This is a genomic window from Aeromonas sp. EU05-FHT14A05, from assembly GCF_058791175.1.
The window spans coordinates 160,225-185,011 of record NZ_JBYTDH010000008.1 but is presented as its reverse complement, the minus strand read 5'-3'; the positions used below and the strand labels follow the sequence as shown (position 1 = coordinate 185,011).

Below are 24,787 nucleotides of genomic sequence, written 5' to 3'. Positions count from 1 at the left end.
GGCACCGATGGCGTCGGCTGGTTTGATGGAGAGTGCGGCGTGAGAGGCAAATTCAAATCCCTGACTATGGTCAACTGGAACGGCTTCTTCGCCCGGACCTTCGATCTCGACCAGCTGGTCACCACCCTGTCTGGCGGAAACGGCGCGGGCAAGTCCACCACCATGGCGGCCTTTATCGCGGCGCTGATCCCGGATCAGTCCCTGCTCCACTTCCGCAACACCACAGAGGCGGGCTCCAGCAGTGCGTCCCGTGACAAGGGGCTCTACGGCAAACTGCAGCGCGGTCACTGCTATTCGCTGCTGGAAGTGATGAACAGCCGCGAGCAGCGGATCTGGGTCGGCGTGCACCTGGAGCAGGTGGCGAACCGGGACAACAAGGTCAACATCACCCCCTTCGCCCTGGTGGACGTGCCAGAAAACCTGCAACCCACGGATCTGCTGCTGGAAAAACTCCATGACGGCAAGGGGCGGGTGCGCGCCTTCGCCGATCTGAAGGGGGCCGCCGCCGAGCTGGGGGCCATCAAGGTCGCCAAGTTCAATACGGTGACCGACTATCACAACTTCATGTTCGAGTTCGGCATCACGCCCAAAAAATTGCGTGATCAAAAGGATCGCGGCAAGTTCTACCGCCTGATCGAGGCCTCGCTGTATGGCGGTATCTCCTCGTCCATCAGCCGCTCCCTGCGGGAATACCTGCTGCCGGAGAACTCCGGGGTGCGCAAGGCGTTCCAGGACATGGAGGCGGCCATTTACGAGAACCGCCGCACCCTGGAAGCCATCAAGGAGACCCAGGGCCAGCGGGATCTGTTCAAGAACCTGATCACCGAGACCACCCACTACGTGGCGGCCGAGTATGTGCGGGGCGCCGCCGAGAAGAGCCGTCTCTCCGAGCTGGCCCTCAAAGCCAGGTCCGAGCTCGCCGGCAAGCGTCGCCTGCTGGCGGAAGAGAAGCAGCGCGCCATCTATCTGGCGGACGAGGTGGATCAGCTCACCAACCGCGAGAAGCTCCTGACCGACGAGCTGGAGTCCGCCGCCGAACACCTGGCCAAGGTGATGGCCGCCGTGGCGCTGCAAAAGAAGATAGAGCTGTATCGTGCCGATCTGCGGGAGCTCAACGACAAGCTCGAGCAGCAGCAGGCGGTGGTGGAAGAGATCCACTGCCAGTTGCTGGAAGTGGAAGAGCGCAAGGAGCTGACCCAGGCAGAGGTGGATAGCCTCAAGACCCAGCTCGCCGATTATCAGCAGGCGCTGGACATTCAGCAGACCCGCGCCATCCAGTACCGCCAGGCGGTGCAGGCGCTGGAGACGGCCCGCGCGCAGTGCGAGCTGCCGGGATTGAGCGCCGAGCAGGCGAGCGACACCCTGCACCAGTTCCGTGCCGCCGAGCAGAGCCTCACCAGCCGGGTGCTGGGGGCCGAGCAGCAACTGGCGCTGGCCAAGGCGGCGGTGGCCGAGCATCAGGCCGCGCTGACGCTGCTGCTGAGCATTGCCCCCGAGACCGCTCGCGAGGCGGCCTGGCCCACGGCGCAGGCACTGCTCAAGCGTCATATCGAAGACAAGGCCCGCGTCAATCAGGGGCAGGGACTGCGCGCCGCGCTGGCCCGCCTCGAGAAAGAGAGCGACAGCCAGCAGGCGCTGTTCAAGTTGCGCGACGAGCTGCAGCAGGCTTCTGGCCAGCTTATTGCCAGCCAGGACGAGCTGGAGATCTTCCTGGAAGCCCAACGCACCCGTCAGGAGGAGCTCGCCGATCAGCAGGCGGAGGCCAATCAGCGCCGCGCCAGCCTCGAGCATCAGGGCGCCCAGCTGGGCCGTGATATCAGCGATCTCACCAAGCTGGCCCCGCGCTGGCTCAAGTCGTTCGAGAAACTCGAGCAGTTGCGCGAGCAGAGTGGCTTGGCCTTGGACACTGCCGAGGCGCTCTCGGCCGGCATGCAGACAGTGCTCGACAAGGAGCGGGAGTTCGAGCAGGAGAGCAACCGCATCCAGGGGCAGAAGCAGGCCCTGGAGCGGCAAATTCGCAACCTCCTGCTGGGAGCCGGGGAGACGGATCCGCGCCTGGCCCGCGTCGCCGAGCAGGTGGGGGGCGTGCTGCTCTCCGACGTCTACGACGACATCTCCATCGACGATGCCCCTTACTACTCCGCCCTCTACGGCCCGGCTCGCAGCGCCCTGGTGGTGCTCGACCTGGAAGGGGCCATCGAGCGGCTGAAAAAGCTGGAAGATTGCCCCGAGGATATCTACCTGATTCAGGGCAACCCCGACTCCTTTGACGAGGATCTGGTGGAGGCGGACGAGCTCGGTGACGCCGTGCTGGTGCGCACCAGCAAGCGTCAGGTGCGCTTCTCCCGCTACCCCGAGCTGCCGCTGTTTGGCCGCGCAGCCCGGGAAAAACGCATCGAGCAGCTCGACCTTGAGCGGGAAAATCTTATCGAGGGCTACGCCAAGGCCGCCTTCGAGCAGCAGAAGTACCACCGCCTCTACGGCCACTTCCGCGACTTTATCGGCCAGCATCTGGATATCGCCTTCCGCCCGGACCCCGAGGCCGAAGTGCAGGCCAAGCAGCACGAGCAGCGCAAGCTGCAAGAAACCATGGCCGAGTGCGACAAGCAGCTGGCCGAGGCCAAGGCGGCCGCCGCCCAGCTGACTCGCCATATCCAGCTGGTGCAGGGGATGCTGCCCTTTGCCCACCTCTTTGCCGAGACAGAGCTGGCGGCCCGCCTCGAGGCGGCCCGTGCCGATGTGGAGGCACTTAAAACCGCCGAAGCCTTTGTGGCCCAGCATGGCAAGGGGCTGGAGAAGCTCGAGACCCTGGTGCAGGTGCTGCGCCAGGATCCCCAGGATCTCTCTGCCCTGCAGGCAGCCTTCGACGAGGCGAGCGACCTGCTGGCCGAGCAGAAGCGCCGCGCCTATGCGCTGGATCAGCTGGTGGCCCGGCTGCCGCACTTTGCCTATCAGGACGCGCAAGATCTGCTTGGCAAGGCATCCGAGATGAGCGAGCGCCTCAAAGAGAAGCTCAAAGCCGCCGAGCTTGCCGCCCGCACCGCCGGTGAGCAGCACAAGCAGATAGCCCTGCGTCACACAGAAGCGCTGCAACTGCGCACGGCGCTCGATTCCAGCGCCTCGGCCAAGGGCCAGACCCTGGCGGAGTTCGAGCAGGAACTGGGGGCCATGGGGCTCACCCTGTCGGACGACATGGAGGAGAAATCCCGCGCCCACAAGAAGGAGATCGAAGAGCTGCTCATCCGCACCCGCTCCCGTCGCACCAGCGCCGAGGCCCAGTTGCAGGTGACCAAGCGCGAGATTGAATCCTTGGGCGGTCGTCTCAAGCTCGAAGGCAAGGATTACTACAGCGCCCGCAAATCCCTGGTGGGCCACAAGGCGAGCTGGTCGCGGGTGGTGCGGCTGGCGCGGGAGACCGACGTCGAGAAGCGCCTGAACAAGCGCGAGCTGGCGTATCTCGACAGCGACGAGCTGCGCTCCATGTCGGACAAGGCCCTCGGTGCCCTGCGCGTCGCCGTGGCCCACGACGAGGCCCTGCGCGATGCGCTGCGACTGTCGGAGGGCAACCGCAGCACAGAGCAGAAGGTTGCCTTCTACGTGCAGGTCTACCGTTACCTGAAAGATCGCATCCGCAACGACATCATCCGCTCGGACGATCCTGTGGAGGCCATCGAGGAGATGGAGATCGAGCTGGCCCGTCTGGCGGACGAGCTCAAGCAGCGGGAAAACCACCTGTCCCTCTCCTCCCACGAGGTGGCGGCCAAGATCACCAACATCATCCGCCGGGAGCAGAACCGCATCCGGGTACTGAACCAGGGCTTGCAGAACATCGCCTTCGGCCTGGTGCGCGGGGTGCGCCTCAACGTCAACATCCGCGAGGCCCACACCCGGCTTTTGACCGCGCTCGCCGATCAGAGTGCCATGCACAACGATCTGTTCGCCGACAAGGAGCTGAGCTTCTCCGAGGCCATGGCCAAGCTGTTCCAGCGCCTGAACCCGCAGATAGAGCAGGGGGAGCGCAACTATCAGGTGATGGGGGACGTGCTGCTGGACTACCGCAACTACCTGGAGCTCGAAATCGAGGTGCAGCGCGGTGCCGATGGCTGGCTGCGTGCCGAGAGCGGGGCCCTCTCCACCGGCGAGGCGATCGGCACCGGTCAGGCCATCCTCTTGATGGTACTGATCAGCTGGGAGGAGGAGTCCCGCCGCCTGCGCGGCAAGGACATCGCCCCCTGCCGTCTGCTGTTCCTCGACGAAGCGGCGCGCCTGGATGGCAAGTCCATCGCCACCCTGTTCGAGCTCTGTGAGCGGCAGGATATGCAGCTGCTCATCGCGGCGCCGGAGAACATCAGCCCCGAGAAGGGCACCACCTACAAGCTCATCCGCAAGGTCCAGGGTAAGCACGAGCACGTGCACGTGGTGGGGCTGCGGGGCTTCGGTTTCGCCGATGATAAGCTGATCGCCTGATCCCTGACACAGACTGACGGGTGAACACACAAACGGGAGGCTTGGGCCTCCCGTTTTCCATGGGAAATATGAGAGAGTAGGCCCCTGTTTGCGGGATCCAGATTGGTGCTGAAAGTGATGATGAGAGTGGCGATGGAAGATATGAGAGGCAAGGTACAAAAAGGGCTGCTGGCCTCCCTGTGCCTGCTGCTTGCGGCCTGCAGCAGCCAGCCTGATGCAGGCAGTGCGGGCAATTGGCGGGGTTATACCCAGACGGGGCTGGCCTCCTACTATGCCGATCGCTACCACAACAAGAAAACCGCCAGCGGCGAGCCCTACCAGAAGAGCGCCAACACAGCCGCCCACATGACGCTGCCCTTCGGCGCCATGGTGAGGGTGACCAACCTTGCCAACGACAAGAGCGTAGTGGTGCGGGTCAACGACAGGGGCAACTTCCCGAGGGGGCGAGTGATCGATCTCTCAAGGGCCGCATTCAGCACCATAGGCAACACCCGATCCGGCCTTATCAAGGTCAAGGTCGAGGTGCTGTAGGGGGTTGCAGACGAACCATTGCACAGCGGGACATGGCGGGAGCCCGCTCTTTGCATCTCGGCGTTGACAGCCTCCCGCCTTCAGCCGTATCTGTGTGATTGCGTGACTGCCATTCAGGCAGGCACCCGGCTGATCTCTTGCTGCTCTCGCCAGGGCGCCAATACGGAGGTTGTTGAGATGACGAACCGCACGCCCATTCAGGCCACACAGATCCCGGAGAACAAGGCCAGGTCCCTCTATCCGGAGCCTTTTGCCTCCCTGGTCAAGCACCGCACCCGGCGCAGGCTGGGGGACCACTTCGGTCTCGCCAATCTTGGGGTCAACCTGACGACCCTGGCGCCGGGGGCCATCTCGGCGCTCAAACACCATCACGGTCTGCAGGACGAGTTCATCTATGTGCTCTCGGGCACCCCCACCCTGCGCTATGGGGAGGAGGAGTATCTGATGTCGCCGGGGGAGTGCATCGGCTTCAAGGGCGGCAACGGCCTGGCCCACCAGTTGTTCAATCACGGTGAGGTGGACGCGGTCTATCTCGAGGTGGGGGACAGGCTGGCGGGGGACACAGTCCAATACCCTGACGACGATCTGGCCCTGGTGCAGGGCGCCGATGGCGCCTGGGTCGCCAGACACAAGGACGGGTCCCCCTATTAGGGACCCCTTACTCTTTGGGAAAGCATGACAAGCCTATGAAATTCCTCCCCTTTGGTGACGTTAGCGCAGAGGATTTTCTGCCCCTGGTCAACGACGAGACGCTGCGAAAACACCTGATTGACCACCCCACCTTCGATGCCGCCGGGGTACGGGCCTGGATGGATGAGAAGCGGCGGATAGACGCGCTGCCCGGCTGCCGCGTGCGTGCCGTCCTCATCGATGGCGCCCTGGTGGGGTGGTGCGGCCTCCAGCCCGATGAGGAGGGGGTCGAGATTGCCATCGTGATCGCCAGGGCGGGTTGGGGCAGGGGGCTCGCCATCTTCCACGAGATGATGGGCTGGGCGCGCACCATGGGCCATCAGGAGGTGGTCTTTCATCTGCTGGGCACCCGCCCCCCATACAGATCCCTCGCCAGGCGCGCCACCAGGGTGAAGAAGACGACACTCTCTGGGCACACCTTTACCACCTATTGCTTCAGCGTTGAGAGCTGGATCAGGCCCTGACGGCGAGCCAGGCGCTTGCCTCTGGCCGCGCATCTGTCCCTGCCGCCGCCTCTTTGTTCACCCGGTTGAACACTCTGTCCATCCTGGCCATCTATATCGGCCTGACCGCCATGCCTACACTGGGCGCCATGTTGGGGGAGGCGGCTGCCATGAGAAGGCAGGCACCTCCCGGTCTCTTGATGATGTGACAGTGGAGAAACAGGGATGAAGAGAGAGTCGGACAAGATAGTGTCGATCGCCGTGATCAAGGCCCGCGCCGGCATGAGGGAGCGCCTGCGCCAGGGGTTGCTCGCGCTGATAGCGCCCACCCGCCAGGAGCCTGGCAACCTCGATTACGTGCTGTTCGAGCTGAAGGACGAACCCGGCACCTTCTACATGCGCGAAGCCTTCGTGAGCCAGGCCGCCCTGGATGCTCACTGCGCAAGCGACTATTTTCAGGCCTTCGCCCGCCAGGCGGACGACCTGCTGGCCGAGCCCCTTAGGCTCATTTTCATGGAGGAAGTGAGCCCCTGACCCCTGCCGCAGAGCCCGATGATCCCCTCATCGGGCTGTTTGCCTTCAGCCTCGCTCCGGCAGGTTCATCTGCTCGCTCATGGTGTCGATGAAGTGGCGGATGGCGGTGGTCGCGGGCTGTCCGGCCAGGGGCGGGGCATAGAGCACGCAGAGATCGGCGGGGATCCCCTGCTCGAGGCGGATGAAGCGCACGTGGGGCCACTTCTGGCGGGCGTAGCTGGCCGGCACCAGGGCCACCTGCTGGCTGGTGGCCACCACCGCCATCAGGGTGTTGGGTTCGACCACCTCCTGGTTGAGATGGGGGTAGAAGCCCTCCACCAGACAGGCGTTGATGATGAGGTCGGTAGAGGAGGAGTTGGCGCGGCTCATCAGCACGAACGGCTCCCCCGCCAGCTCGGGCAGGGAGACCAGCTTGCGATCCCGCAGCGGATGCTCGTCCGACACCACCAGCACCATGGACTCGCGATAGATGGTTTCGGCCAGCAGCGGATGGATGTTGACGGTGTCGGCGAAGCGGGCGAGGCCGAGGTCTATCTCCTTGCGCGCGAGCGCCTGTTTCTGCCGCTCGGGGGAGAGCTCGGTGAAGGTGATCTCGCACTCGGGGTGGCGCTGGTGACACTGGCGGATCACCTCGCCAAAGCCGGCCCAGAAGATGGAGCTGACCAGCCCGATGCGGATCTGGTTACGCTCCATGCGCCCCGCCTGCACCACCCGGTTGAGGCCGCTTTCCAGCACGTCGAACAGCCGCTCGCATTCGGCCTGCAGCAGACGTCCTGTGGCGGTGAGGCTCACCTGGCGGGTGTGGCGATCAAACAGGGTCACTCCCAGCAGGGATTCCAGCTCCTTGATCTGGGCGCTGAGCGGCGACTTGGAGACATTGAGCTGCAGGGCGGCCCGGCTGAAGTGCCCCTGGCTCGCCACTTCATGGAAGTAGCGCAGCATCTTGAGGGTGACGCGATCGCGCCAGTGACTGTCGAGGGCCAAGCGACCTCCTTCGGTGGCTGATTGAGGGCCGGGTGCGATCCCCGTCAAAGTTTGTGCGACCGGTGCGGGCGGCAGCAGGGCCGCTGCGCGGCGGATGGTCGATCCGGCTCACACCTTTGCCGGCCCGTTTTGACCGTGCCGGGGCTGGTTGGCGGCAAAACGGGGCCAATCAGCGCCATTCATGCCAGTTCCTTTGGTTTTCAGCCATCTCCCGGCAGGAAATTATGCTGAAAATCAGGATAGTCAGGCCGATTTTAGCGATTTTTATCGCCCAATACCTCCCCTAGAGTGAGCGCCATGTCCCATTTACAGCCTCAAGAGGTGCAGCTCATGCAACAAGATCCGGTACTCAACGCCGTCGCCACCATTCTCGCCCGCAAGCCGGGTTTTGCCCCCCGCGCCGCCATGATCCTGGGCTCCGGCCTCGGCGTGCTGGCCGATGCGCTGGAGGAGAAGGTCACCATTCCCTACGAGGAGCTGGACGGCTTCCCGGTCAGCACTGTGGCCGGCCACAGCGGCGAGCTGGTGCTCGGCAAGCTGCACGGAGTGGATGTGGTCTGCATGAAGGGGCGCGGCCACTACTACGAACACGAAACCATGAAGGTGATGACCACCCCGGTGCGCACCTTCAAGCGGCTGGGCTGCGAGCTGCTGCTGGTGACCAACGCGGCCGGCTCGCTGCGCCCGGAGCGGATCGGGGTCGGCTCCCTGGTCATCTTCAACGATCACATCAACACCATGCCGGGCACCCCCATGACGGGGGCCAACGACGAGGCCTACGGTCCGCGCTTCTTCAGCCTGGCCAATGCCTATGACAAGAGCCTGCGCAGCGAGGCGCTGGCGCTGGCCGAGCGGGAGGGGATTGCCGTCAATCAGGGGGTGTTCGTCTCCTACAGCGGCCCCTGCTTCGAGACTGCGGCCGAGATCCGCATGATGCAGATCATCGGTGGTGACGTGGTGGGGATGTCGGTGGTGCCAGAAGTGGTCAGCGCCGCCCACTGCGGCCTGCCGGTGCTGGCCATCTGCGCCATTACCAACATGGCGGAGGGGCTTGGGGACGTGCAGCTCTCCCACGAGCAGACCCTCAAGTGCGCCAAGCTGGCGGAAACGGATTTCATCCGCCTCATCAACGCCTTTATCAAGCACCACTTCCAGTAAGCAGGGAACGACCAGGAGGTCAGTTATGTTTGCAGCAGGATTTCTCGGTATGGCGGCGCTGATCCTCATCGCCGTGCTCGCATCGACCAACCGCAGGGCCATTCGCCTGCGCACCGTGGGGCTGGCCTTGGCCTTGCAGGTCGCCTCGGTGCCCTGGTGCTCTATGTACCGCTGGGGCGCCGGGCGCTGGAGGGGATGGCCCACGGGGTCGACGCCGTGCTGGCAAGTGGCAAGGCGGGCATCCACTTCCTGTTTGGCAACCTGGTCAACTTCTCGGTGGATGGCATCGGCTTCGTGTTTGCCCTCAACGTGCTGCCGCTGGTGGTGTTCTTCTCGGCGCTGATCGCCGTGCTCTACTATCTCGGCATCATGCAACTGGTGATCCGCTTCATCGGCGGCGCCATGGCGCGGCTGCTCGGCACCTCCCAGACTGAATCCATGTCGGCGGTGGCCAACGTCTTCGTCGGCCAGAGCGAGGCGCCCCTGGTGGTCAAGCCCTACATGCCCAAGATGAGCGATTCGGAGTTCTTCGCCGTCATGTGCGGCGGCATGGCCTCGGTTTCCGGCACCGTGCTGGCGGGCTACGCCATGATGGGTGTGGACATGCAGTACCTGCTGGCCGCCTCCTTCATGGCGGCGCCGGGCGGGATCCTGTTCGCCAAGCTGATCATCCCCGAGACCAGCCAGCCGGACTATGTGTTCGACCACAGCATCCAGTTTGACGGCAAGAAGCCGGAGAACGTGCTGGCAGCGGCAGGGGAGGGGGCCAGCAGCGGCCTCAAGCTGGCGGCGGCCATCGGCGCCATGCTGATCGCCATGATCGGGCTGGTGACCCTGGTCAACACCCTGCTGGGCGGGGTGGGGGAGATGGTGGGCATGCCGCTCTCCCTCGAGCTCATTCTGGGCTGGATCTTCTCGCTGCTCGGAGTGCCGTTGGCGGATATCGGTATTGCCGGCGCCATGATCGGCAAGAAGCTGGTGGTGAACGAGTTCGTGGCCTACAGCGATCTGGCTCCCTACCTGAAAGACGCGAGCACGGTCACCGCCGCTGGCCTGCAGGTGCTGGAGGAGAAGTCCAAGGTGATCATCAGCTTCGCCCTGTGCGGCTTTGCCAATCTGGCCTCCATGGGGATCCTGATCGGCGGCCTCGGCACCTTGTGCCCGTCGCGCACCGACTTCATCGCCCGCTACGGTCTGCGTACCGTGCTGGCTGCCACCTGCTCCAACCTGATGAGCGCCGCCATCGCCGGTGTCTTCTTCTCCCTGACCTGAGTTTCTCACCCTTGTTCCGGGGCGCTGCGGCGCCCCTCTCTTATCCCGACAGGAGCCTTTTATGACCCCAGTGACTGCCTTTAAACCTGCCTGTGCCACCACCGAGGCCGCCATCCGTGCCATCTCGCTGATGGACCTCACCAGCCTCAACGACGATGATCACGACGCGCGCATCCTCGCCCTCTGCCATCAGGCCCGGACCCCCGTCGGCAACACCGCGGCTGTGTGCATCTATCCGCGCTTCGTGGGGCTGGCCAGGCTCACCCTGGCGGCTCAGGGCACTCCCGACATTAAAGTGGCCACCGTGGTCAACTTCCCCCATGGCGAAGATGACCTGTCCAGCGTGCTGGCCGAGACCCGCTCAGCCCTCCTTGATGGCGCAGACGAGATCGATCTGGTGATCCCCTGGCGTGCGCTCAAGGCCGGGGACGAGGCGCCCGCCCGGGCGCTGGTGCGTGGCTGCAAGGGGTTGTGCGGGACCCGGGTGCTCAAGGTGATCATCGAATCCGGCGAGCTGAAGAGCCCTGCGCTTATTCGCGCCGCCTCCCGGCTCGCCATCGAGGAGGGGGCCGATTTCATCAAGACCTCTACCGGCAAGGTGGCGGTTAATACCACCCCGGAGGCGTGCCGCATCATGCTGGCGGCCATCGCCGAGTGCGGCGCTCAGGACCGGGTGGGCTTCAAGGCGGCGGGCGGGGTGAAAAGCGCCCGGGAGGTGGGGGAGTATCTGGCCATGGCGGCCGGGCACTTTGGCGATGAGTGGCTGGTTGCCGGGCGTTTTCGCTTCGGCGCCTCCAGCCTGCTCGACCAGTTGCTGGTGACGCTTGGCGAGGGCAAGATGTCCCCTGCTACCGACCACGGTTATTGATCTCTTCCGGCGGCGCCTGCGGGCGCCCCTTGGTACAGGTGCATTGCATGTCCTATCCCCCTGTTTCTCTCGCAAAGGCCCACGGCAAGGTGCTGCTGTTCACCCTGCTTATCAGCCTCTCGTTTCCCATTGGCAGCGCCCTGACGGCGGTGCTGGATCCCCTGGTGGTCACCTGGGTGCGTTACCTGCTGGCCTCCCTTATCTTCGTCGGGGTGCTGGGGTATCAGGGGCGTTTCGCGATGCCTTCTCTGCGGGATCTTGGGCGCTATACCCTGATCTCCCTGCCGGCCCTCTGTTACTTCGTCGCCATGTTCGTGGCGCTGCAGGAGACCAGCGCCCTCGATGCCAGCGCACTCTACACCACGGTGCCGCTGATCAGCGCCCTGGCCGGCATGCTGATCTTCCGCCGCGCCATCGGCTGGGGAATGGGGCTGGCCCTGCTGGGGGGCATGGTGGCCGCGGCCCTCATCATCTTTCGCGGCGATCTGGGACTGGTGGCGAACCTGAGCCTCACTCCCGGCAATCGCATCTACCTGCTCGGCTGCGTGGCCATGGCCCTCAACCCCATCCTGATCAAGCGCTACTACCGGGGGGAGTCCTTCCTCCACCTGACCGGCTGGACCCTGATCTGCGCCACCCTGCTGCTCACCCCGGTGGCGCTGCCCGGATTGCCGGCGACCGACTGGAGCCGGGTCTCCCTGCCGGTGGGCTTGGGGCTTGGCTATCTGGCCCTCTTTGCCACGGCGCTCAGCTTCTTGTTGTTCCAGCAGGGGAGCGTGGCGCTGCAACCGGAGCAGGTGTCGGCCTACACCTACCTCATCCCTGTGATGGTGTTACTCACCGGCATGCTGACCGGGGAGACAGTACACTGGGAGCAGGTGGGCTGGGGTGTCGGGGGCGTGCTGCTGACCATGGTGGTCATGGTGCTGCTGCCCGTTCATGCCGGCAAACGGGGAACGGTCTGAGGGGGCCGCCTGTGGCCGTTATCAAGAAGGAGAGCGTCATGAGAAGAACCCTTGTGCTGGTGCGCCACGGCAAGTCGAGCTGGGAAGAGCAGGGGCTGCCTGACAGGGCGCGGCCTTTGGCCGCACGGGGCCTGCGCGACGCTCCCCTGATGGGCGGGCGCCTGGCGAGGGAGGGGGTGAGGCCCGACCTTATCCTGTCCAGCCCCGCCAGCCGGGCCCTGTCGACGGCGAACATCATCGCCGAGGTGCTCGGCTACCGGCCAGAGGAGATAGTCACGGACGAGCGGCTCTATGGCGGCGATGTCGGGACCCTGCTTGAGGTGATGGGTGAGCTTGGGGACGCGTTCAGGTGCGTCATGCTCTTTGGTCACGATCCCGGGTTCACCGACCTTGCCCACCGCTTTTCCGGCAAGATCACCCGAATGCCGACCTGCGCCGTCGCCCGCTTCACCTTCGACGCCCCCTCCTGGTCGGCCGCCGCGTCGCAAAGGCCGGTGACGGCCGTGCTGGACTATCCGAAAAAGGGTAAGTGAATAGCAAGAGGAAGTGCAGGGTTGCCGCTCACCGGGGCCAGGAAGAGCCATGGGCAAGAGATAAAACAAGAAGGGGAGCCCAGGCTCCCCTTCACGTTCCCGTGATGTCGCTTACTTGGCGGCGATCGGTCCCTTGGTGCCCGCGTCGTTGTCGACCCAGCCATCCTCCCCCTTGAGGCGACGATCCCCCTGGATGGTGTAGATGACCATGCCCTCCTTGAACACCAGGGCCCCGTCGGATTTCCTGGCGCTGACCTTCTTGTCGTTGACCCACACCTGATCCTTGTCATCGATGCGGATGGTGGCGACGGTGGCGCCCGTCTCGGGGAAGGTGGCGACCCAGTTGCCGGCGTAGGGGCTGGCGCTGGTGGCCGCCGGAGCATCACCGAACCCGGCGGCCGCGTTCTCGGCCTGGGTCTTGTTGATGTCACAGCCATTGAGCTCGCTCACCTGGGTGCAGCCGGAGCGCTCGAGCTTCTGTGCGTAGCTCATGTTCAGGCCGCTGTCGGCAGCCGGGGCGGCAGCACCGAATCCCGCCTTGGCATTCTCCGCCTTGGTCTTGTGAATATCGCAGCCCTGGGCCTCGGTCACCTGGGTACAGCCGGAGCGTTCCAGCTGCTGGGCATATTTTGCGTTGATGGCGTGCGCCGGGGCCATGCCAAGCAGGGTCACGATCAGAGCAGCATTCCTGGACATAATTCATCCCTCAAAATGTGAGTCTTGCCGGTTCAGTTCAGCCTCGGCGGCCATGAGCAACGGCCTGGGTTCGCGCACATCCTGGGTGCGAGGTGGCAGGCCTGTTTCACGTTAGCACCTGGCGCTGGACTCGCACAGGGGAGCCAGCAAATCGGTGCCATCCACCTTACCCCTGAGCCCGCCAGCTCAGCTTTGGGGCACTCTTATTCCCTTGTCGAGGTAGAGGCTGCTGTAGTGGGCGCGATGGGTGACGAACATCACCTGGTGGCGGCTGCCGTCGGAGAGGATGACGAAATCCCCGGCCTGGGCCGGGCTTTGCAACAGGATCTCGTGCTCGGGGGCCGTCAGCTTGTCGACCTCTTCCCTGAAAATGAGGGTGTATGAATACATATGGCACTCCACTGCAGGCGCATATACAGACACGTTTCCCAACTCTAGTCGCCACTGCCCGGATCCGCGGCGCTCAAGCGGCACCTGTGCGGCCGTTAATTTTATGGGTAAGCTGAACCCCTGATGCGCGCCCCCGGAAGGGGCCGCCAGGATGAGCCTATGAACCCTACTTTTCATGAAGCAAGAAGCCAAGGAGTTGTCATGACGGAGCTGGTCACTGAGCTGGTGCGGATCGCCGCCTTTTCCGATGGACCCCGGGGGGGCAATCCCGCCGGTGTCTGGATCGGGCCCCAACTGCCGACGGCGGAGGAGATGCAGCGGATCGCCGCAGAGGTCGGATTTTCGGAGACGGCCTTCGCCGCCCCGCTGCACAGCGAGGAGCAAGGCGCAGAGGTGCCCCAATGGCGGGTGCGCTACTTCTCTCCCGAGGCGGAGGTGCCGTTTTGCGGCCATGCCACCATCGCCCTCGGGGTGGCGCTGGCGCGCCGCTTCGGGGCAGGGGACCATGCCTTGCACCTCAGCCAGACCAAGATCCGGGTCTCGGGCTGGCAGGATGAGCAGGGGCAATGGCAGGCGGCGCTGCAATCCCCGTCGACCCGCAGCAAACCGGCGCAGGCGGATCTGATGCGCGAAGCCCTGGCGCTGTTTGGCTATGACGCGGCCAGCCTGGATCCCCGCATTCCCCCAGCGCTCATCCACGGCGGCGCCGATCATTTGGTGCTGGCGCTCAAGGATCGCGCTGCGCTCTCGGCCATGCACTATTCGCAGGCTCAGGGTCGCCTGCTGATGCGCCGGGAGGGGCTGGTGACCATTCTGCTGGTCCATGTGCAAGGGGATCGGCTGTTCCACACCCGCAATGCCTTTGCCTACGGCGGCGTTTATGAGGATCCGGCCACAGGCGCCGCGACCGCCGCCTTCGCTGGCTACTTGCGCGACCTGCACTGGCCCCACGGCGGTGCCATCGACATAGTGCAGGGGGAAGACATGGGCATGCCGTCGCGGCTGCATGCCGAGATCCCGGCCGAACCCGGCAGCTCTGTGCGGGTGTCCGGCGGGGCACGGCTGATGTGATGGCGCGATGCGAGAGTGACGGCCTGTCCGGCCGCCGTCTTGGCTGGGGTATGAAGGGAAAGAGCCCCTTGGAGGGCAAGATGGGCCCCTGATCATCCGCTGATCAGGGGCCTATGGGCGCTCAGGGTCGACCGCTGAGCAAGATGGCGCCGCCCAGAGAGATAAAGATCCCCCCGGTGATACGGCTAAACAGACGCTGGCCGCGCGCCGGCTTGAAGTAGCTGCCGGCGCGTCTGGCCAGGGCCACATAGCAGAGGTGCACCAGGCTGACGATGACGCAGATGGTTAGGTACATGGTGAAGAACTGGATGGGCAGCGGGCTCTGGTGATCGAGAAACTGGGGCAGCAGCGCGCAGAGGAAGATGATGGTCTTGGGGTTGCTGGCCGACACCAGGAAGGCTTCCCGCAGCAGGGAGCCCTTGCTCCGGGACGGGTGGCGGGCGCCAACCCGTTGCGCCTCCTGACTCCCCGCGTCGGTTGCCCGCAGCGCCTTGTAGCCGAGATAGATCAAGTAACCGCCGCCCGCCAGCTTGAGGGCGAGGAAGAGGGGCGGCAAGGTCTGCAGCAGGGCCCCCACGCCCATGGCGACCAGACAGATGAAAATGGCCTGACAGAACAGATTCGCGCCTATGGTGAGCAGGGCCGGGCGCCAGCCGAGCTGCAGGCCGTTCTTTACCACCAGCAGCACATTGGGCCCCGGGGTCAGGGTCGCCAGCAGATAGGCCAGCAGGAACAACATCCATGTATCCAGGTTCATGATATCTCCTTGGTAAAGAGCACATCATGCTCCGCCCCCGGGGCCGCGTCCAGTGACGGCTGCCACCAGGATGTGGCGGTTTTTCAGGTGCTTAACTTAAGTGGTGGCTTGGGGTAAAGGGGGGATCAGGGGGCGTTGCTGCCCGGAAAAATAAGAAACCGTCCACGAGGGACGGTTTATCCAGGCTGCCGACCCTTATTTCAGGGCTTTCTTCAGCTTCTTGATCTTGCCTTCGTGCTTGGCAATCTTCTCCTGGCGGGCGGCGATTTTCTTCTTGATATCTTTCTTGCTGGCTTTGGCCATAGGTCGTGCTCCTTGTGTCAAGAGAACATCATGGGATCATGATGTTCAGGATCTCTCCATCGGAAGAGCCCAGAGTGCCACATGAATTCCATTCGGGCCAGTGCATCAGGGTGTCGGGAGCGGATGCTCCCCTGACACAGATCCGGCGAAGGGGTGGCTCGCTCATCGGGGCTGGTTTGCAGGATAGTCCAGTTTCCCGGTGGTGCCACTTCGGCCGCGCCGGCATCTGCTTTGGCCCGGCAACAAAAAAGCGCCCCTGGGGGCGCTTCTTGTATCATCCGAACACAGGCGAAGGGATCAGGCCTTCTTCAGGTAGGCCGCGACCAGCACTATCTGCACGCCGTTGACCTTGCCTTCGATGTGCAGCGGGTTGCTGGTGAGGCGAATGCCCTTGACCAGGGTGCCACGCTTGGCGGTGAAGCCGCCGCCCTTGACCTCCAGATCCTTGATCAGGGTGACGGAGTCCCCCTCCTGCAGCACGGCGCCGTTGGAGTCGACGGTGGGCACGCTGTCGTCATCGTCGCTGGCGCTGCCCGCGTCGGCCCAGGCCTTGGTCTCTTCTTCCATGTACATCATGTCCAGCATGTCCTGGGCCCAGATCTCGCCACGGGCGGACAGGTTTTTAAGCTGGCGCCATGCCATCACCTGCACCGCCGGCACCTGGCTCCACATGCTGTCACCCAGGCAGCGCCAGTGGTTGACCTCAGTGGTGTCCGGCTGCTCCAGCTGGCCACGGCAGGTGGCGCACAGCGCCACGCTGTGGTCATCGTCACTGGCGGGAGAGTGTGGCACCGGGAAGGCAGTCAGCGCATGTTCTGCTCCACACAGCTCACACTTGGCGTCCGCACGCGCTTGCAGGATGGCATTGATGGTCATGTTTTGGTTCCGTTCATATGGGTAAAACGACCCGCATGGGCGAGTCGCGCTAATGAGGGGGCGGAATATAGCACAAATCCCTGCTTTTTGTCAGGCTACCAGCAAGGGATGGGGGCAGGCGCGCTGGCGAGTGCTTTTTGATGGCAGATCGCTAGAATGAGCCTCCCTTTTGATAGCAGGACAAGCTCACCGTGCTGGCTCACCGTTTTCGACAACTGGACTGCTTGCTGACCAACGAGAGACGCTGGTGGCAATACCAGCCCTATCATCATCTGAGCCTGGCCTTCGCCGATGAGGCCCCCGAGCTTGCCGCCTGCCTCAATGGCCTCGGCCTTGACGAGATAGCCCGGCTCGACGCCGACATGGGGGCGCTTTGCACCCTGCTTGCCCCCTGGATCCCGGCAGGGGCCGAGCTCCATGCCCTGAGCGAGCTAGACGCCTTTGTCCCCGAACCCATTCACTGCGCCAAGACCATGGCGATGTACATGCCGGGGCGCAAGCAGGCGCAGATAGAAGCCTTCACCGGCTGTCTGCCCGCCCATCAGGGCCCCTATCTGGAGTGGTGCGCCGGCAAGGGCCACCTGGGGCGCCTGGTCTCCCTGCACAGGGGGGCCGAGATCCTGAGCCTCGAATTGCAGCGCACGCTGTGCGAGGAGGGGCGGCAGCTCGCGGTGCGCGATGGTGCCCGCATGCAATTTGTGGAGGCCGACGCCTTCGCCGCCGAGTCGGGGGCGCTCATCGCCCCGCACCATCACGCCATGGCGCTCCATGCCTGCGGTGAGCTGCATACCCATCTGCTGGAGCAGGTGGCCGAGCGCGGAGCCCGGGGCGTGACCCTCTCCCCCTGTTGCTATCACCTGATCCGCACCAGCCATTACCGCCCCCTGTCGCAGGCCGCCAAGGCCAGCGCCCTGCACCTTGGCAAGAGCGACCTGAAGCTGCCGCTGCAGGAGACGGTGACCGGCGGCGCCCGCATCTCCCGCCTGCGCGAGCAGGAGGTGATCTGGCGTCTCGCCTTCGATTGCCTGCAGCGTGAGGTGCGCGGGGTGGATGAGTACCTGCCGGTGCCCAACCTGCAAAAGAGCCTGCTGGCGGGCAGTTTCGAGGCCTTCTGTGACTGGGCCGCCGAGCGCAAGGGGATGGTGTTGCCTGGGGGGATAGATCATGGCGACCTCCTCGCCAGGGGGGAGCGGCGCTTTGGGGACGTCGCCCGCATGGAGCTGGTGCGCCATCTGTTTCGCCGTCCGCTGGAGATCTGGCTCGCCCTGGATCGGGCCCTCTTCCTCGAGGAGCAGGGCTACCAGGTCGAGCTGGGGGCGTTCTGTGACAAACCCATGACCCCTCGCAATCTGCTGATCCGGGCGGTGCGCGTTCACGGCGCATAAAACGCGAGTACCTTGAGGTCAAAATGAGGCTGTTGCGCGGTTTCATCTGAGTGCATGGTGGCATGGCTCACAATTTCGCCAAATTCTTAATTCTTGTCGTGAATTTAGTTGTCGGGATGCCTATGCTCGCCCTGACATTTTCAAGACAAGGATGGTTACCCATGTTCATGCTCAAGCGCACCGCCTGGCTGGTTGCGGGGCTCTGCGCCTCGCCAGCTTTTGCGGCCATGACGATTCAGCCCGACCCGCAAAACAGCGGTGGCTATGTGATTGCCGCCTCCGATATAGCGGCCGTTGAGAAGGCCAAGACGGCCAACCCCATGTACGGCATCTGGTCAAAGGCACTGGCCACCCGCCCCAACATCCTGGTGGATGCGATTGTGCCGAGGCGAGCCGACAACCCGGACAACGTCAAACGGGTCGAGCGGGTCTTTACCGAGTCGGACTGGGACTTTCTGACCCAGATGGCGGCCCCCGAATATACCTATGAGCGCTTCCTGCGGGCGGTCGGCAAGTTCCCCGCCTTCTGCGGCGACTACACGGACGGGCGCAATGCGGACGCCATCTGCAAAAAATCCATCGTCACCGCCTTCGCCCACTTCGCCCAGGAGACGGGCGGCCACATCGCCAGGGAGAATGTCTCCGACAACCCGCTGGGGCTCGAGGAGTGGCAGCAGGCGCTGGTGCATGTGCGCGAGATGGGCTGGGCCGAGGGGCAACTCGGCTATACCACCGGCTGTGGCCAGAATGACTGGCAGAACAGGAAGTGGCCCTGCAGCACGGGGCAGGGCTACTTTGGCCGTGGCGCGAAACAGCTATCCTATCACTTCAACTACGGCGCCTTCTCCGAGGCGATGTTTGACGGCAATGCCACCGTGCTGCTGAACAACCCCGGCCTGGTGGCCGACTCCTGGCTCAACCTCGCCTCCGCCATCTGGTTCTTCCTGACACCGCAAGCCCCCAAACCCGCCATGTTGCACGTCATCGACAGAACCTGGGTCCCCTCCCAGCGTGAGGTCGCGGCCGGCATCGGCTATGGCTTTGGCACCACCATCAACGTCATCAACGGCGGCATAGAGTGTGGCGAGCAGAACAAGAACAAGGGGCAGCCGGTCAACCGCATCCGTTACTGGGAAGGGCTGGCCGCCCATTACGGGATCCCGCTGCTCCCGGACGAGAAGAACACCTGCTGGCAGCAGACTCCCTATGGCAGCCTCAACCTGAACGGCGCCACCGACGTGCTCTACACCAACTGGGACGGCAACTGGAAATATTATGCAGACAGGCCAGGTGGCTACTCGTTCGAGTGCGAGCTGGTGGGATTCCAGACCGCCTATTCGGCCCTGGTGCCGGGGGATTACGAGAAGTGCGTGACCAACGTCTATGGCTCCCACGCCAACTGGCCCAAGGTACGGGTGGTAGCCAAGCTCGATCCTGCGCCCGTCGATCCGACCACGCCGCCGGTGGGCGGGGTGCCCGCCTGGGAGGCCAGCAAGGTCTACACCGCCGGCAACAAGGTGAGCCATAAGGGCGTGGTGTATCAGGCGAAGTGGTGGACCCAGGGCAACGAGCCGGGCAAGGGAGACCCCTGGGCGCCGGTGACCTGAGCCCGGCGAGGGCGCGTCATCGGTCATGATGGGGAAGGGGGGGGCCTCTCTTCCCCTCTTTCATGGGGGGCTGGCGCAAGGGGCCTATGACGGGCCCGCTGGCACATGGAACAAGGCGAGAGTGTTCGGGGGCTTATCCCGCACAGAGGAGTGACACATGAATATCGCCATCCACTTTGAAATCCCGGTACAGGATCTGGAGAGGGCGATCCGCTTCTATGAGGCGCTCTTCGAGATAGCCCTCGAGCGGGCGCACATAGATGGCAACGAGATGGCGCTGTTTCCCCTCGATGAGCAGGCGCCCGGCTGTTCCGGCGCCCTGGCAAAGGGAGAGAGCTATGTGCCGAGCCTGGACGGCACCCGGGTCTATCTGAAGGTCGCGGACATAGAGCTGGCCATGGCCCGGGCGCTGACAGCGGGAGGGGAGTGTCTCTATCCCGTTACCCGGGTGAGCGAGCGGATCCGGGTGGCCGAGCTCAGGGATCCCGAAGGCAATCGCATCGCCCTGCAGGAGCAGAGCTGAACCTGATGCCGATGAGGGCATCCCTCGATGGGCCTGCCAGGTGGGGTGAGATGCCCCCTCGGCAGTGGCGAAACCCGGGGGGAGCGACTACTCATTTGATGCTAAATGCGGCCGGCATACTGCCGGCTCGCACCCTGAAGAGAGGAGCTGGATATGCAAGGAACCTGTCTGTGCGGCGGTATCACCGTCTCGAGCGGCGATCACAAGGAGGTCAACCTGTGTCACTGCACCATGTGCCGGCGCTGGTCCGGCGGGCCCATGTTCGCGGTGCATGGTGGCAAGGGGGTCAGTTTCAAGGGGCTCACCCCTGTGGCCTACCGCTCGTCCGAGTGGGCGGAGCGCGGCTTCTGCCCCACCTGCGGCACCCACCTTTTCTACCATCTGTTGCCGACGGACGAGTACATCCTCTCTGCCGGCCTGTTTCAGGAGCAGGGGTTCGAGCTCACCGGGCAGATCTTCATCGACGAGAAGCCTGATTTTTATGCGCTCAAAAACGACACCCCGACCCTGACCGGGCAGCAGGTGTTCGAGCAGTTCGCCCCAAGCCCTGAACCTGTCGCCGCAACCCTGGAAGAGAGCCAATCATGGATGAACAACAGAAGGTGAGGGGGCCTGCCTCCTATTTCCCCTCCATCGAGAAAACCTATGGGCAGCCGATTGCCCACTGGCTGGCCCTGCTGGCGGGGCGGGAGGAGCGCAAACACATGGCGCTGGTGGCCTGGCTCAAGGCCGAGCACGGCATGGGCCACGGCCACGCCAATGCCCTGGTGGCCCACCATCTGGCGCAGGGTTGAACCGCCCGTATCGGCCCTGGTCGCTTTCGTGTATCAGGGCTTTCGACCACTGTTGAAGAAGCAAGGATAGAAGATGGAACTGGTGGTCATCCGCCATGGTGAAACCCGGGCCAATGCCGAGGGGCGCTATCTGGGGGCGCTGGATATGGGGCTCAACGAAACGGGGTGGGCGCAGGTCGGCACGTTGGCGCAGGAGCTCGTCAGGGAGACGCCGTTTCAGCGCCTGTTGAGCTCCCCCCTGTTGCGTGCCAGACAGAGTGCCGAAGTGATTTCCCGTGCCCTGGCATTGCCCGTTCAGGTTATCCCGACCTTTCGTGAGCGGCATGTGGGGGTGTTCGAGGGGTTGACCCGGGCAGAGGCGAGGAGCCGTTACCCCGAGCTATGGATGCGCAACATCACCCGGCGCTGGGCCGAGGGGCCGCCCGACGGTGAGTCGCTGGATGCGGTGATAGCACGGGTGTCGTCAGGGTTGATCGCACTCGCCGATCAGGCGCAGGGCGAGCGGGTCTTGCTGGTGGCACACGGGGTGGTGGCCAAGGTGATCCGGGCCGTCACCACCAAGGGGTTTGCCGACTTCTTCGAGTGGCAACTGCATAACGGTGGCAGACTGGTGATCAATATTCCCCGGGCTCAGTCACCGATCCGGTTTCACCGTCCGGCCGGGCAGGATTAACCCGCGCCTTGCCCTGCGCAGACGAGGGGAGGCGACCATCTGTGGCCGGGTTTCACGGGACACAACCGTCAAGGGGCGACACCCATGCTTCACATGGGCGTCGGGAATCGAGACAAGAGGAGAAGATCGATGAAGATTAGCGTCAGCGTCCGGGTCGAGCGGCCAGTCGCTCTGGTATGGGAGGGGTGGAACACCCCCGCCAGCATCATGGCATGGAATGCAGCCTCCCCCGAGTGGCACTGCCCCGGCAGCAGGGTGGATCTGCGGGTCGGCGGGCTTTTCTGTCACCGTATGGCCGCCCGGGATGGCAGCATGGGGTTCGATTTCGAGGGCACCTTCACCGAGGTGGTGCCGCCAACCTCCCTGGGTTACGTCATGGACGACGGCCGGGCCGTCAGGGTGAGGTTCGTGGAGGATCAGGGAGGCACCTGGGTGCACGAGGAGTTCGACGCCGAATCCGAACACAGCGGCGAGCAGCAGCGTGCCGGCTGGCAGAGCATACTCGACAACTTCAAACGCTATATGGAAAGCGCGCCCTGAGGCGCGCTTTTCGTTCAACCGTCTCCTGCCCGGCGCCGGGTTACTCCTCGATATCCAGCAGCACCAGGATGGCGCTCTCGCCCCCCCATTCCCGCGGGGCCTGATGGAAGGCGCGCACATTGGGATGCTGGGCCAGCCAGCTTGGAATGCGCTGCTTGAGCACATGCTTGCCGATGCCGTGCATCACGGAGGCGACGTGAATGTTCTCTTTTTGGCACAGGGTGAGCAGGGCGGCCAGCTCCTGCTTGGCCTGGAGCTGACTCATGCCATGAAGATCCAGATAAATCTCCGGCGGATAGAGGCCGCGCTTGAGCTTTTTCAGCTCGAATTTTGACACGTCTTCACGCACAAAACGGGTCGGGCCCTCTTCGTCCAGATGAGGCTGGTACTCGTCGCTGAAAAAGTGGTCAACCCCAAGCTTTTCGCGGCTTTCACGCAGTTCGCGTTTCTGCTTGACCGGGCTTGAGGAGGCCCTTATGGTATCTTGCTTAATTTTCCGGGTACCTTTGACAGCATCACGAAACAGCAGGCTTTCCTCGTCTGTGGGTGAGGGCGTTTTTTTCATCAGGTACTCGTCTTGCTCGCTGTATAGAATTCTCGGGCCGGATATTACTCGACTTGGAGGTGGATTTGGACAAGATATTTATCGACGAGGTGGTTGCCGAAATGCACACCATCCAGGACATGTTGCGCTGGGCCATGAGTCGTTTCAACGACGCCGGGATCTTCTACGGACATGGTACCGACAACGCCTGGGATGAGGCCGTGCAACTGGTGCTGCCCGCGTTACATCTGCCGCCGGACGTGGATCCTGGCATGCGCCACTCCCGCCTGACCACCAGCGAGCGTCACCGCATCGCCGAGCTCATCATCCGCCGGGTGCAGGAGCGGGTGCCGGCCGCCTACCTGACCAACAAGGCCTGGTACGCGGGTTGGGAGTTCTACGTGGACGAGCGGGTGCTCATTCCGCGCTCCCCCATCGCCGAGATGGTGGCCAACCGCTTCGCCCCCTTCCTGAAAGAGGAGCCGACCCGGATCATGGACTTGTGCACCGGCTCCGGTTGCATCGCCATCATCATGGCCCACGAGTTCCCCCATGCGGAAGTGGATGCCATCGACATCAGCGTCGATGCCCTCAATGTGGCAGAGCGCAACATCAACGATCACGGTCTGGAGCAGCAGGTCATCCCGATCCGCTCCGATCTGATGCGCGACTTGCCCGCCGGCGACAAGTACGATCTCATCGTCTCCAACCCGCCCTATGTGGACTCCGAGGACATGTCGGATCTGCCGGAAGAGTTTCGTCACGAGCCGGAGCTGGCCCTGGCGTCGGGCTCCGATGGCCTCAAGCTCACCAAGCGCATCCTGGCCAATGCCGCGGACTTCCTCAAGGATGACGGCGTGCTGGTGGTCGAGGTGGGCAACAGCATGATCCATTTGGAAGCCCAGTTCCCCGAGGTGCCCTTCACCTGGGTCGAGTTCGAGAACGGCGGTCACGGCGTCTTCGTGATGACCAAGGCAGAGCTCGAGCAGTACCAGCCCCATTTCGCGATTTACAAGAGCTAAGCAGCAAGGAGCACCCATGGCAGGGAACAGTTTTGGCCAACTCTTTCGGGTCACCACCTTTGGCGAGAGCCACGGCCTGGCGCTCGGCGCCGTGGTCGACGGCTGCCCCCCCGGGCTTGAGATAAGCGAAGCGGATCTGCAAATCGATCTGGACAGGCGCAAGCCCGGCACCTCCCGCTACACCACCCAGCGCCGCGAGGCGGACGAAGTGAAGATCCTGGCCGGGGTGTTCGAGGGGCGCACCACGGGCACCTCCATCGGGCTGCTCATCGAGAATACCGATCAGCGCTCCAAGGACTACTCCGAGATCAAGGATCTGTTCCGCCCGGGCCACGCCGACTACACCTATCACCAGAAGTACGGCCAGCGTGACTACCGGGGCGGCGGCCGCTCCTCGGCCCGCGAGACCGCCATGCGGGTGGCTGCGGGGGCCATCGCCAAGAAGTACCTGAAGCAGATGCACGGCATCGAGATAGTGGGCTTCCTGTCCCAGCTCGGCCCCATCAAGGCCGAGGCCTTCGACCAGAGCCAGATCGAGCAGAACCCCTTCTTCTTCCCCGATGCGGGCAAGCTGGAGGCCCTCGACGAGTACATGCGGGCCCTCAAGAAAGAGGGCAACAGCATAGGCGCCAAGGTGGCTGTCATTGCGCGCAACGTGCCGGTGGGCTTAGGGGAGCCGGTGTTCGACCGCCTCGACGCCGACATCGCCCACGCCATGATGGGCATCAATGCGGTGAAGGGGGTCGAGATTGGTGACGGTTTCGCCGTGGTGGAGCAAAAAGGCTCGGAGCATCGCGACGAGATGACCCCGGCCGGCTTTGCCAGCAACCATGCGGGCGGCATCCTGGGGGGCATCTCCTCCGGCCAGGACATAGTGGTGAGCATGGCGCTCAAGCCCACCTCCAGCATCACTGTGCCGGGCAAGACCATCAACACCAGCGGCGAGGCCACCGAGATGATCACCAAGGGTCGTCACGATCCTTGTGTCGGCATCCGTGCCGTGCCCATCGCCGAGGCCATGCTGGCCCTGGTGCTGATGGATCACCTGCTGCGCCACCGCGCCCAGAACCAGGGCGTGCATACCCAGACCCCGCAGCTGCGCTGATCTGCAAACAGCATGGTTAGCTGATCACCATGCAAGGCAAAAAAGGCGACCCCAGG

General features: G+C 63.9%; 24 protein-coding genes and 2 pseudogenes. 20 read left to right on the top strand and 6 right to left on the bottom strand.

What is annotated here, in order from left to right; translation table 11 throughout:
- The first annotated feature begins 39 nt into the window (after window positions 1-39).
- From mukB to AC3WR3_RS13485, 5 genes are all read left to right on the top strand, one after another.
- Window positions 40-4,467 carry a chromosome partition protein MukB gene (gene mukB / locus AC3WR3_RS13505; RefSeq protein ID WP_492292088.1) on the top strand — a complete coding sequence of 1,476 codons (4,428 nt, stop codon included), beginning with the start codon at window positions 40-42 and terminating at the stop codon, window positions 4,465-4,467.
- 132 nt (window positions 4,468-4,599) lie between these two features.
- The gene (locus AC3WR3_RS13500) at window positions 4,600-4,998 is read left to right on the top strand and encodes a septal ring lytic transglycosylase RlpA family protein (RefSeq protein ID WP_492292087.1); all 399 of its coding nucleotides are present in this window, start codon (window positions 4,600-4,602) and stop codon (window positions 4,996-4,998) included.
- A gap of 177 nt (window positions 4,999-5,175) precedes the next feature.
- The gene (locus AC3WR3_RS13495; protein ID WP_492292086.1) at window positions 5,176-5,649 is read left to right on the top strand and encodes a cupin domain-containing protein; all 474 of its coding nucleotides are present in this window, start codon (window positions 5,176-5,178) and stop codon (window positions 5,647-5,649) included.
- Between the two features lie 35 nt (window positions 5,650-5,684).
- Complete coding sequence (locus AC3WR3_RS13490) at window positions 5,685-6,152, top strand: GNAT family N-acetyltransferase (RefSeq protein WP_492292085.1); 468 nt, start codon at window positions 5,685-5,687, stop codon at window positions 6,150-6,152.
- 204 nt (window positions 6,153-6,356) lie between these two features.
- Window positions 6,357-6,665: a putative quinol monooxygenase gene (locus AC3WR3_RS13485; protein WP_429107739.1), complete on the top strand. Its 309-nt coding sequence runs from the start codon at window positions 6,357-6,359 to the stop codon at window positions 6,663-6,665.
- A 45-nt stretch (window positions 6,666-6,710) separates the two neighbouring features.
- On the opposite strand, the gene AC3WR3_RS13480 is transcribed toward AC3WR3_RS13485, so the two are convergent.
- Entirely contained in the window at window positions 6,711-7,649 is a 939-nt protein-coding gene (locus AC3WR3_RS13480; protein ID WP_492292084.1) for a LysR family transcriptional regulator, read from the bottom strand.
- Between the two features lie 330 nt (window positions 7,650-7,979).
- Here AC3WR3_RS13480 and xapA point away from each other — a divergent pair, with 330 nt between their 5' ends.
- The 5 genes and pseudogenes from xapA to AC3WR3_RS13455 all read left to right on the top strand — a co-directional run bounded on the left by xapA (window position 7,980) and on the right by AC3WR3_RS13455 (window position 12,445).
- Complete coding sequence (gene xapA / locus AC3WR3_RS13475; RefSeq protein WP_492292083.1) at window positions 7,980-8,807, top strand: xanthosine phosphorylase; 828 nt, start codon at window positions 7,980-7,982, stop codon at window positions 8,805-8,807.
- 25 nt (window positions 8,808-8,832) lie between these two features.
- Window positions 8,833-10,079, top strand: a pseudogene (locus AC3WR3_RS13470) (NupC/NupG family nucleoside CNT transporter).
- A 61-nt stretch (window positions 10,080-10,140) separates the two neighbouring features.
- Window positions 10,141-10,947 (top strand): deoxyribose-phosphate aldolase, encoded by an 807-nt coding sequence (gene deoC / locus AC3WR3_RS13465; RefSeq protein ID WP_492292082.1) that lies wholly within the window; start codon window positions 10,141-10,143, stop codon window positions 10,945-10,947.
- Between the two features lie 47 nt (window positions 10,948-10,994).
- Window positions 10,995-11,912, top strand: coding sequence for a DMT family transporter (locus AC3WR3_RS13460; RefSeq protein WP_492292081.1), 918 nt, complete (start codon window positions 10,995-10,997; stop codon window positions 11,910-11,912).
- A 38-nt stretch (window positions 11,913-11,950) separates the two neighbouring features.
- The gene (locus AC3WR3_RS13455; protein WP_492292080.1) at window positions 11,951-12,445 is read left to right on the top strand and encodes a SixA phosphatase family protein; all 495 of its coding nucleotides are present in this window, start codon (window positions 11,951-11,953) and stop codon (window positions 12,443-12,445) included.
- Window positions 12,446-12,556: 111 nt separating this feature from the next.
- On the opposite strand, the gene AC3WR3_RS13450 is transcribed toward AC3WR3_RS13455, so the two are convergent.
- On the bottom strand, window positions 12,557-13,141 hold the full coding sequence (locus tag AC3WR3_RS13450) for a hypothetical protein (protein ID WP_492292079.1): 585 nt from the start codon (window positions 13,139-13,141) through the stop codon (window positions 12,557-12,559).
- A gap of 186 nt (window positions 13,142-13,327) precedes the next feature.
- Window positions 13,328-13,531, bottom strand: a complete 204-nt coding sequence (locus AC3WR3_RS13445) for a hypothetical protein (RefSeq protein ID WP_106886705.1) — start codon at window positions 13,529-13,531, stop codon at window positions 13,328-13,330.
- 201 nt (window positions 13,532-13,732) lie between these two features.
- Between AC3WR3_RS13445 and AC3WR3_RS13440 the strand changes: the two genes are divergently transcribed.
- Window positions 13,733-14,602: a PhzF family phenazine biosynthesis protein gene (locus tag AC3WR3_RS13440; protein ID WP_492292078.1), complete on the top strand. Its 870-nt coding sequence runs from the start codon at window positions 13,733-13,735 to the stop codon at window positions 14,600-14,602.
- A 121-nt stretch (window positions 14,603-14,723) separates the two neighbouring features.
- Here the strand turns inward: AC3WR3_RS13440 and AC3WR3_RS13435 are convergent, their stop codons facing one another.
- Complete coding sequence (locus AC3WR3_RS13435; protein WP_319913591.1) at window positions 14,724-15,359, bottom strand: LysE family translocator; 636 nt, start codon at window positions 15,357-15,359, stop codon at window positions 14,724-14,726.
- 600 nt (window positions 15,360-15,959) lie between these two features.
- Window positions 15,960-16,538 carry a PhnA domain-containing protein gene (locus AC3WR3_RS13430; RefSeq protein ID WP_492292077.1) on the bottom strand — a complete coding sequence of 193 codons (579 nt, stop codon included), beginning with the start codon at window positions 16,536-16,538 and terminating at the stop codon, window positions 15,960-15,962.
- Between the two features lie 156 nt (window positions 16,539-16,694).
- On the opposite strand from AC3WR3_RS13430, the pseudogene AC3WR3_RS13425 reads away from it, so the two are divergent.
- The 7 genes and pseudogenes from AC3WR3_RS13425 to AC3WR3_RS13395 all read left to right on the top strand — a co-directional run bounded on the left by AC3WR3_RS13425 (window position 16,695) and on the right by AC3WR3_RS13395 (window position 22,060).
- Window positions 16,695-17,923, top strand: a pseudogene (locus AC3WR3_RS13425) (methyltransferase).
- A 161-nt stretch (window positions 17,924-18,084) separates the two neighbouring features.
- A complete protein-coding gene (locus tag AC3WR3_RS13420) occupies window positions 18,085-19,530 on the top strand; it encodes a chitinase (RefSeq protein ID WP_492292076.1) in 1,446 nt (481 codons plus the stop codon).
- Window positions 19,531-19,687: 157 nt separating this feature from the next.
- Window positions 19,688-20,053, top strand: a complete 366-nt coding sequence (locus AC3WR3_RS13415; RefSeq protein WP_247626189.1) for a VOC family protein — start codon at window positions 19,688-19,690, stop codon at window positions 20,051-20,053.
- Between the two features lie 153 nt (window positions 20,054-20,206).
- Entirely contained in the window at window positions 20,207-20,659 is a 453-nt protein-coding gene (locus tag AC3WR3_RS13410; protein ID WP_492292075.1) for a GFA family protein, read from the top strand.
- Window positions 20,638-20,847 carry a DUF4287 domain-containing protein gene (locus tag AC3WR3_RS13405; RefSeq protein WP_171273849.1) on the top strand — a complete coding sequence of 70 codons (210 nt, stop codon included), beginning with the start codon at window positions 20,638-20,640 and terminating at the stop codon, window positions 20,845-20,847. The genes AC3WR3_RS13410 and AC3WR3_RS13405 overlap by 22 nt, the downstream gene beginning before the upstream one ends.
- Window positions 20,848-20,920: 73 nt before the next feature.
- Complete coding sequence (locus AC3WR3_RS13400; protein ID WP_492292074.1) at window positions 20,921-21,520, top strand: histidine phosphatase family protein; 600 nt, start codon at window positions 20,921-20,923, stop codon at window positions 21,518-21,520.
- Between the two features lie 129 nt (window positions 21,521-21,649).
- A complete protein-coding gene (locus AC3WR3_RS13395; RefSeq protein ID WP_202045810.1) occupies window positions 21,650-22,060 on the top strand; it encodes an SRPBCC family protein in 411 nt (136 codons plus the stop codon).
- A gap of 40 nt (window positions 22,061-22,100) precedes the next feature.
- Here AC3WR3_RS13395 and smrB read toward each other — a convergent pair whose 3' ends face one another.
- A complete protein-coding gene (gene smrB / locus AC3WR3_RS13390) occupies window positions 22,101-22,625 on the bottom strand; it encodes an endonuclease SmrB (protein WP_042650147.1) in 525 nt (174 codons plus the stop codon).
- Window positions 22,626-22,690: 65 nt separating this feature from the next.
- Between smrB and prmB the strand changes: the two genes are divergently transcribed.
- Together prmB and aroC are read left to right on the top strand one after the other, a co-directional pair.
- Window positions 22,691-23,626: a 50S ribosomal protein L3 N(5)-glutamine methyltransferase gene (prmB, locus tag AC3WR3_RS13385; RefSeq protein WP_202045808.1), complete on the top strand. Its 936-nt coding sequence runs from the start codon at window positions 22,691-22,693 to the stop codon at window positions 23,624-23,626.
- Window positions 23,627-23,642: 16 nt separating this feature from the next.
- On the top strand, window positions 23,643-24,731 hold the full coding sequence (gene aroC, locus AC3WR3_RS13380) for a chorismate synthase (RefSeq protein ID WP_319918159.1): 1,089 nt from the start codon (window positions 23,643-23,645) through the stop codon (window positions 24,729-24,731).
- The last annotated feature ends 56 nt before the right edge of the window (window positions 24,732-24,787 follow it).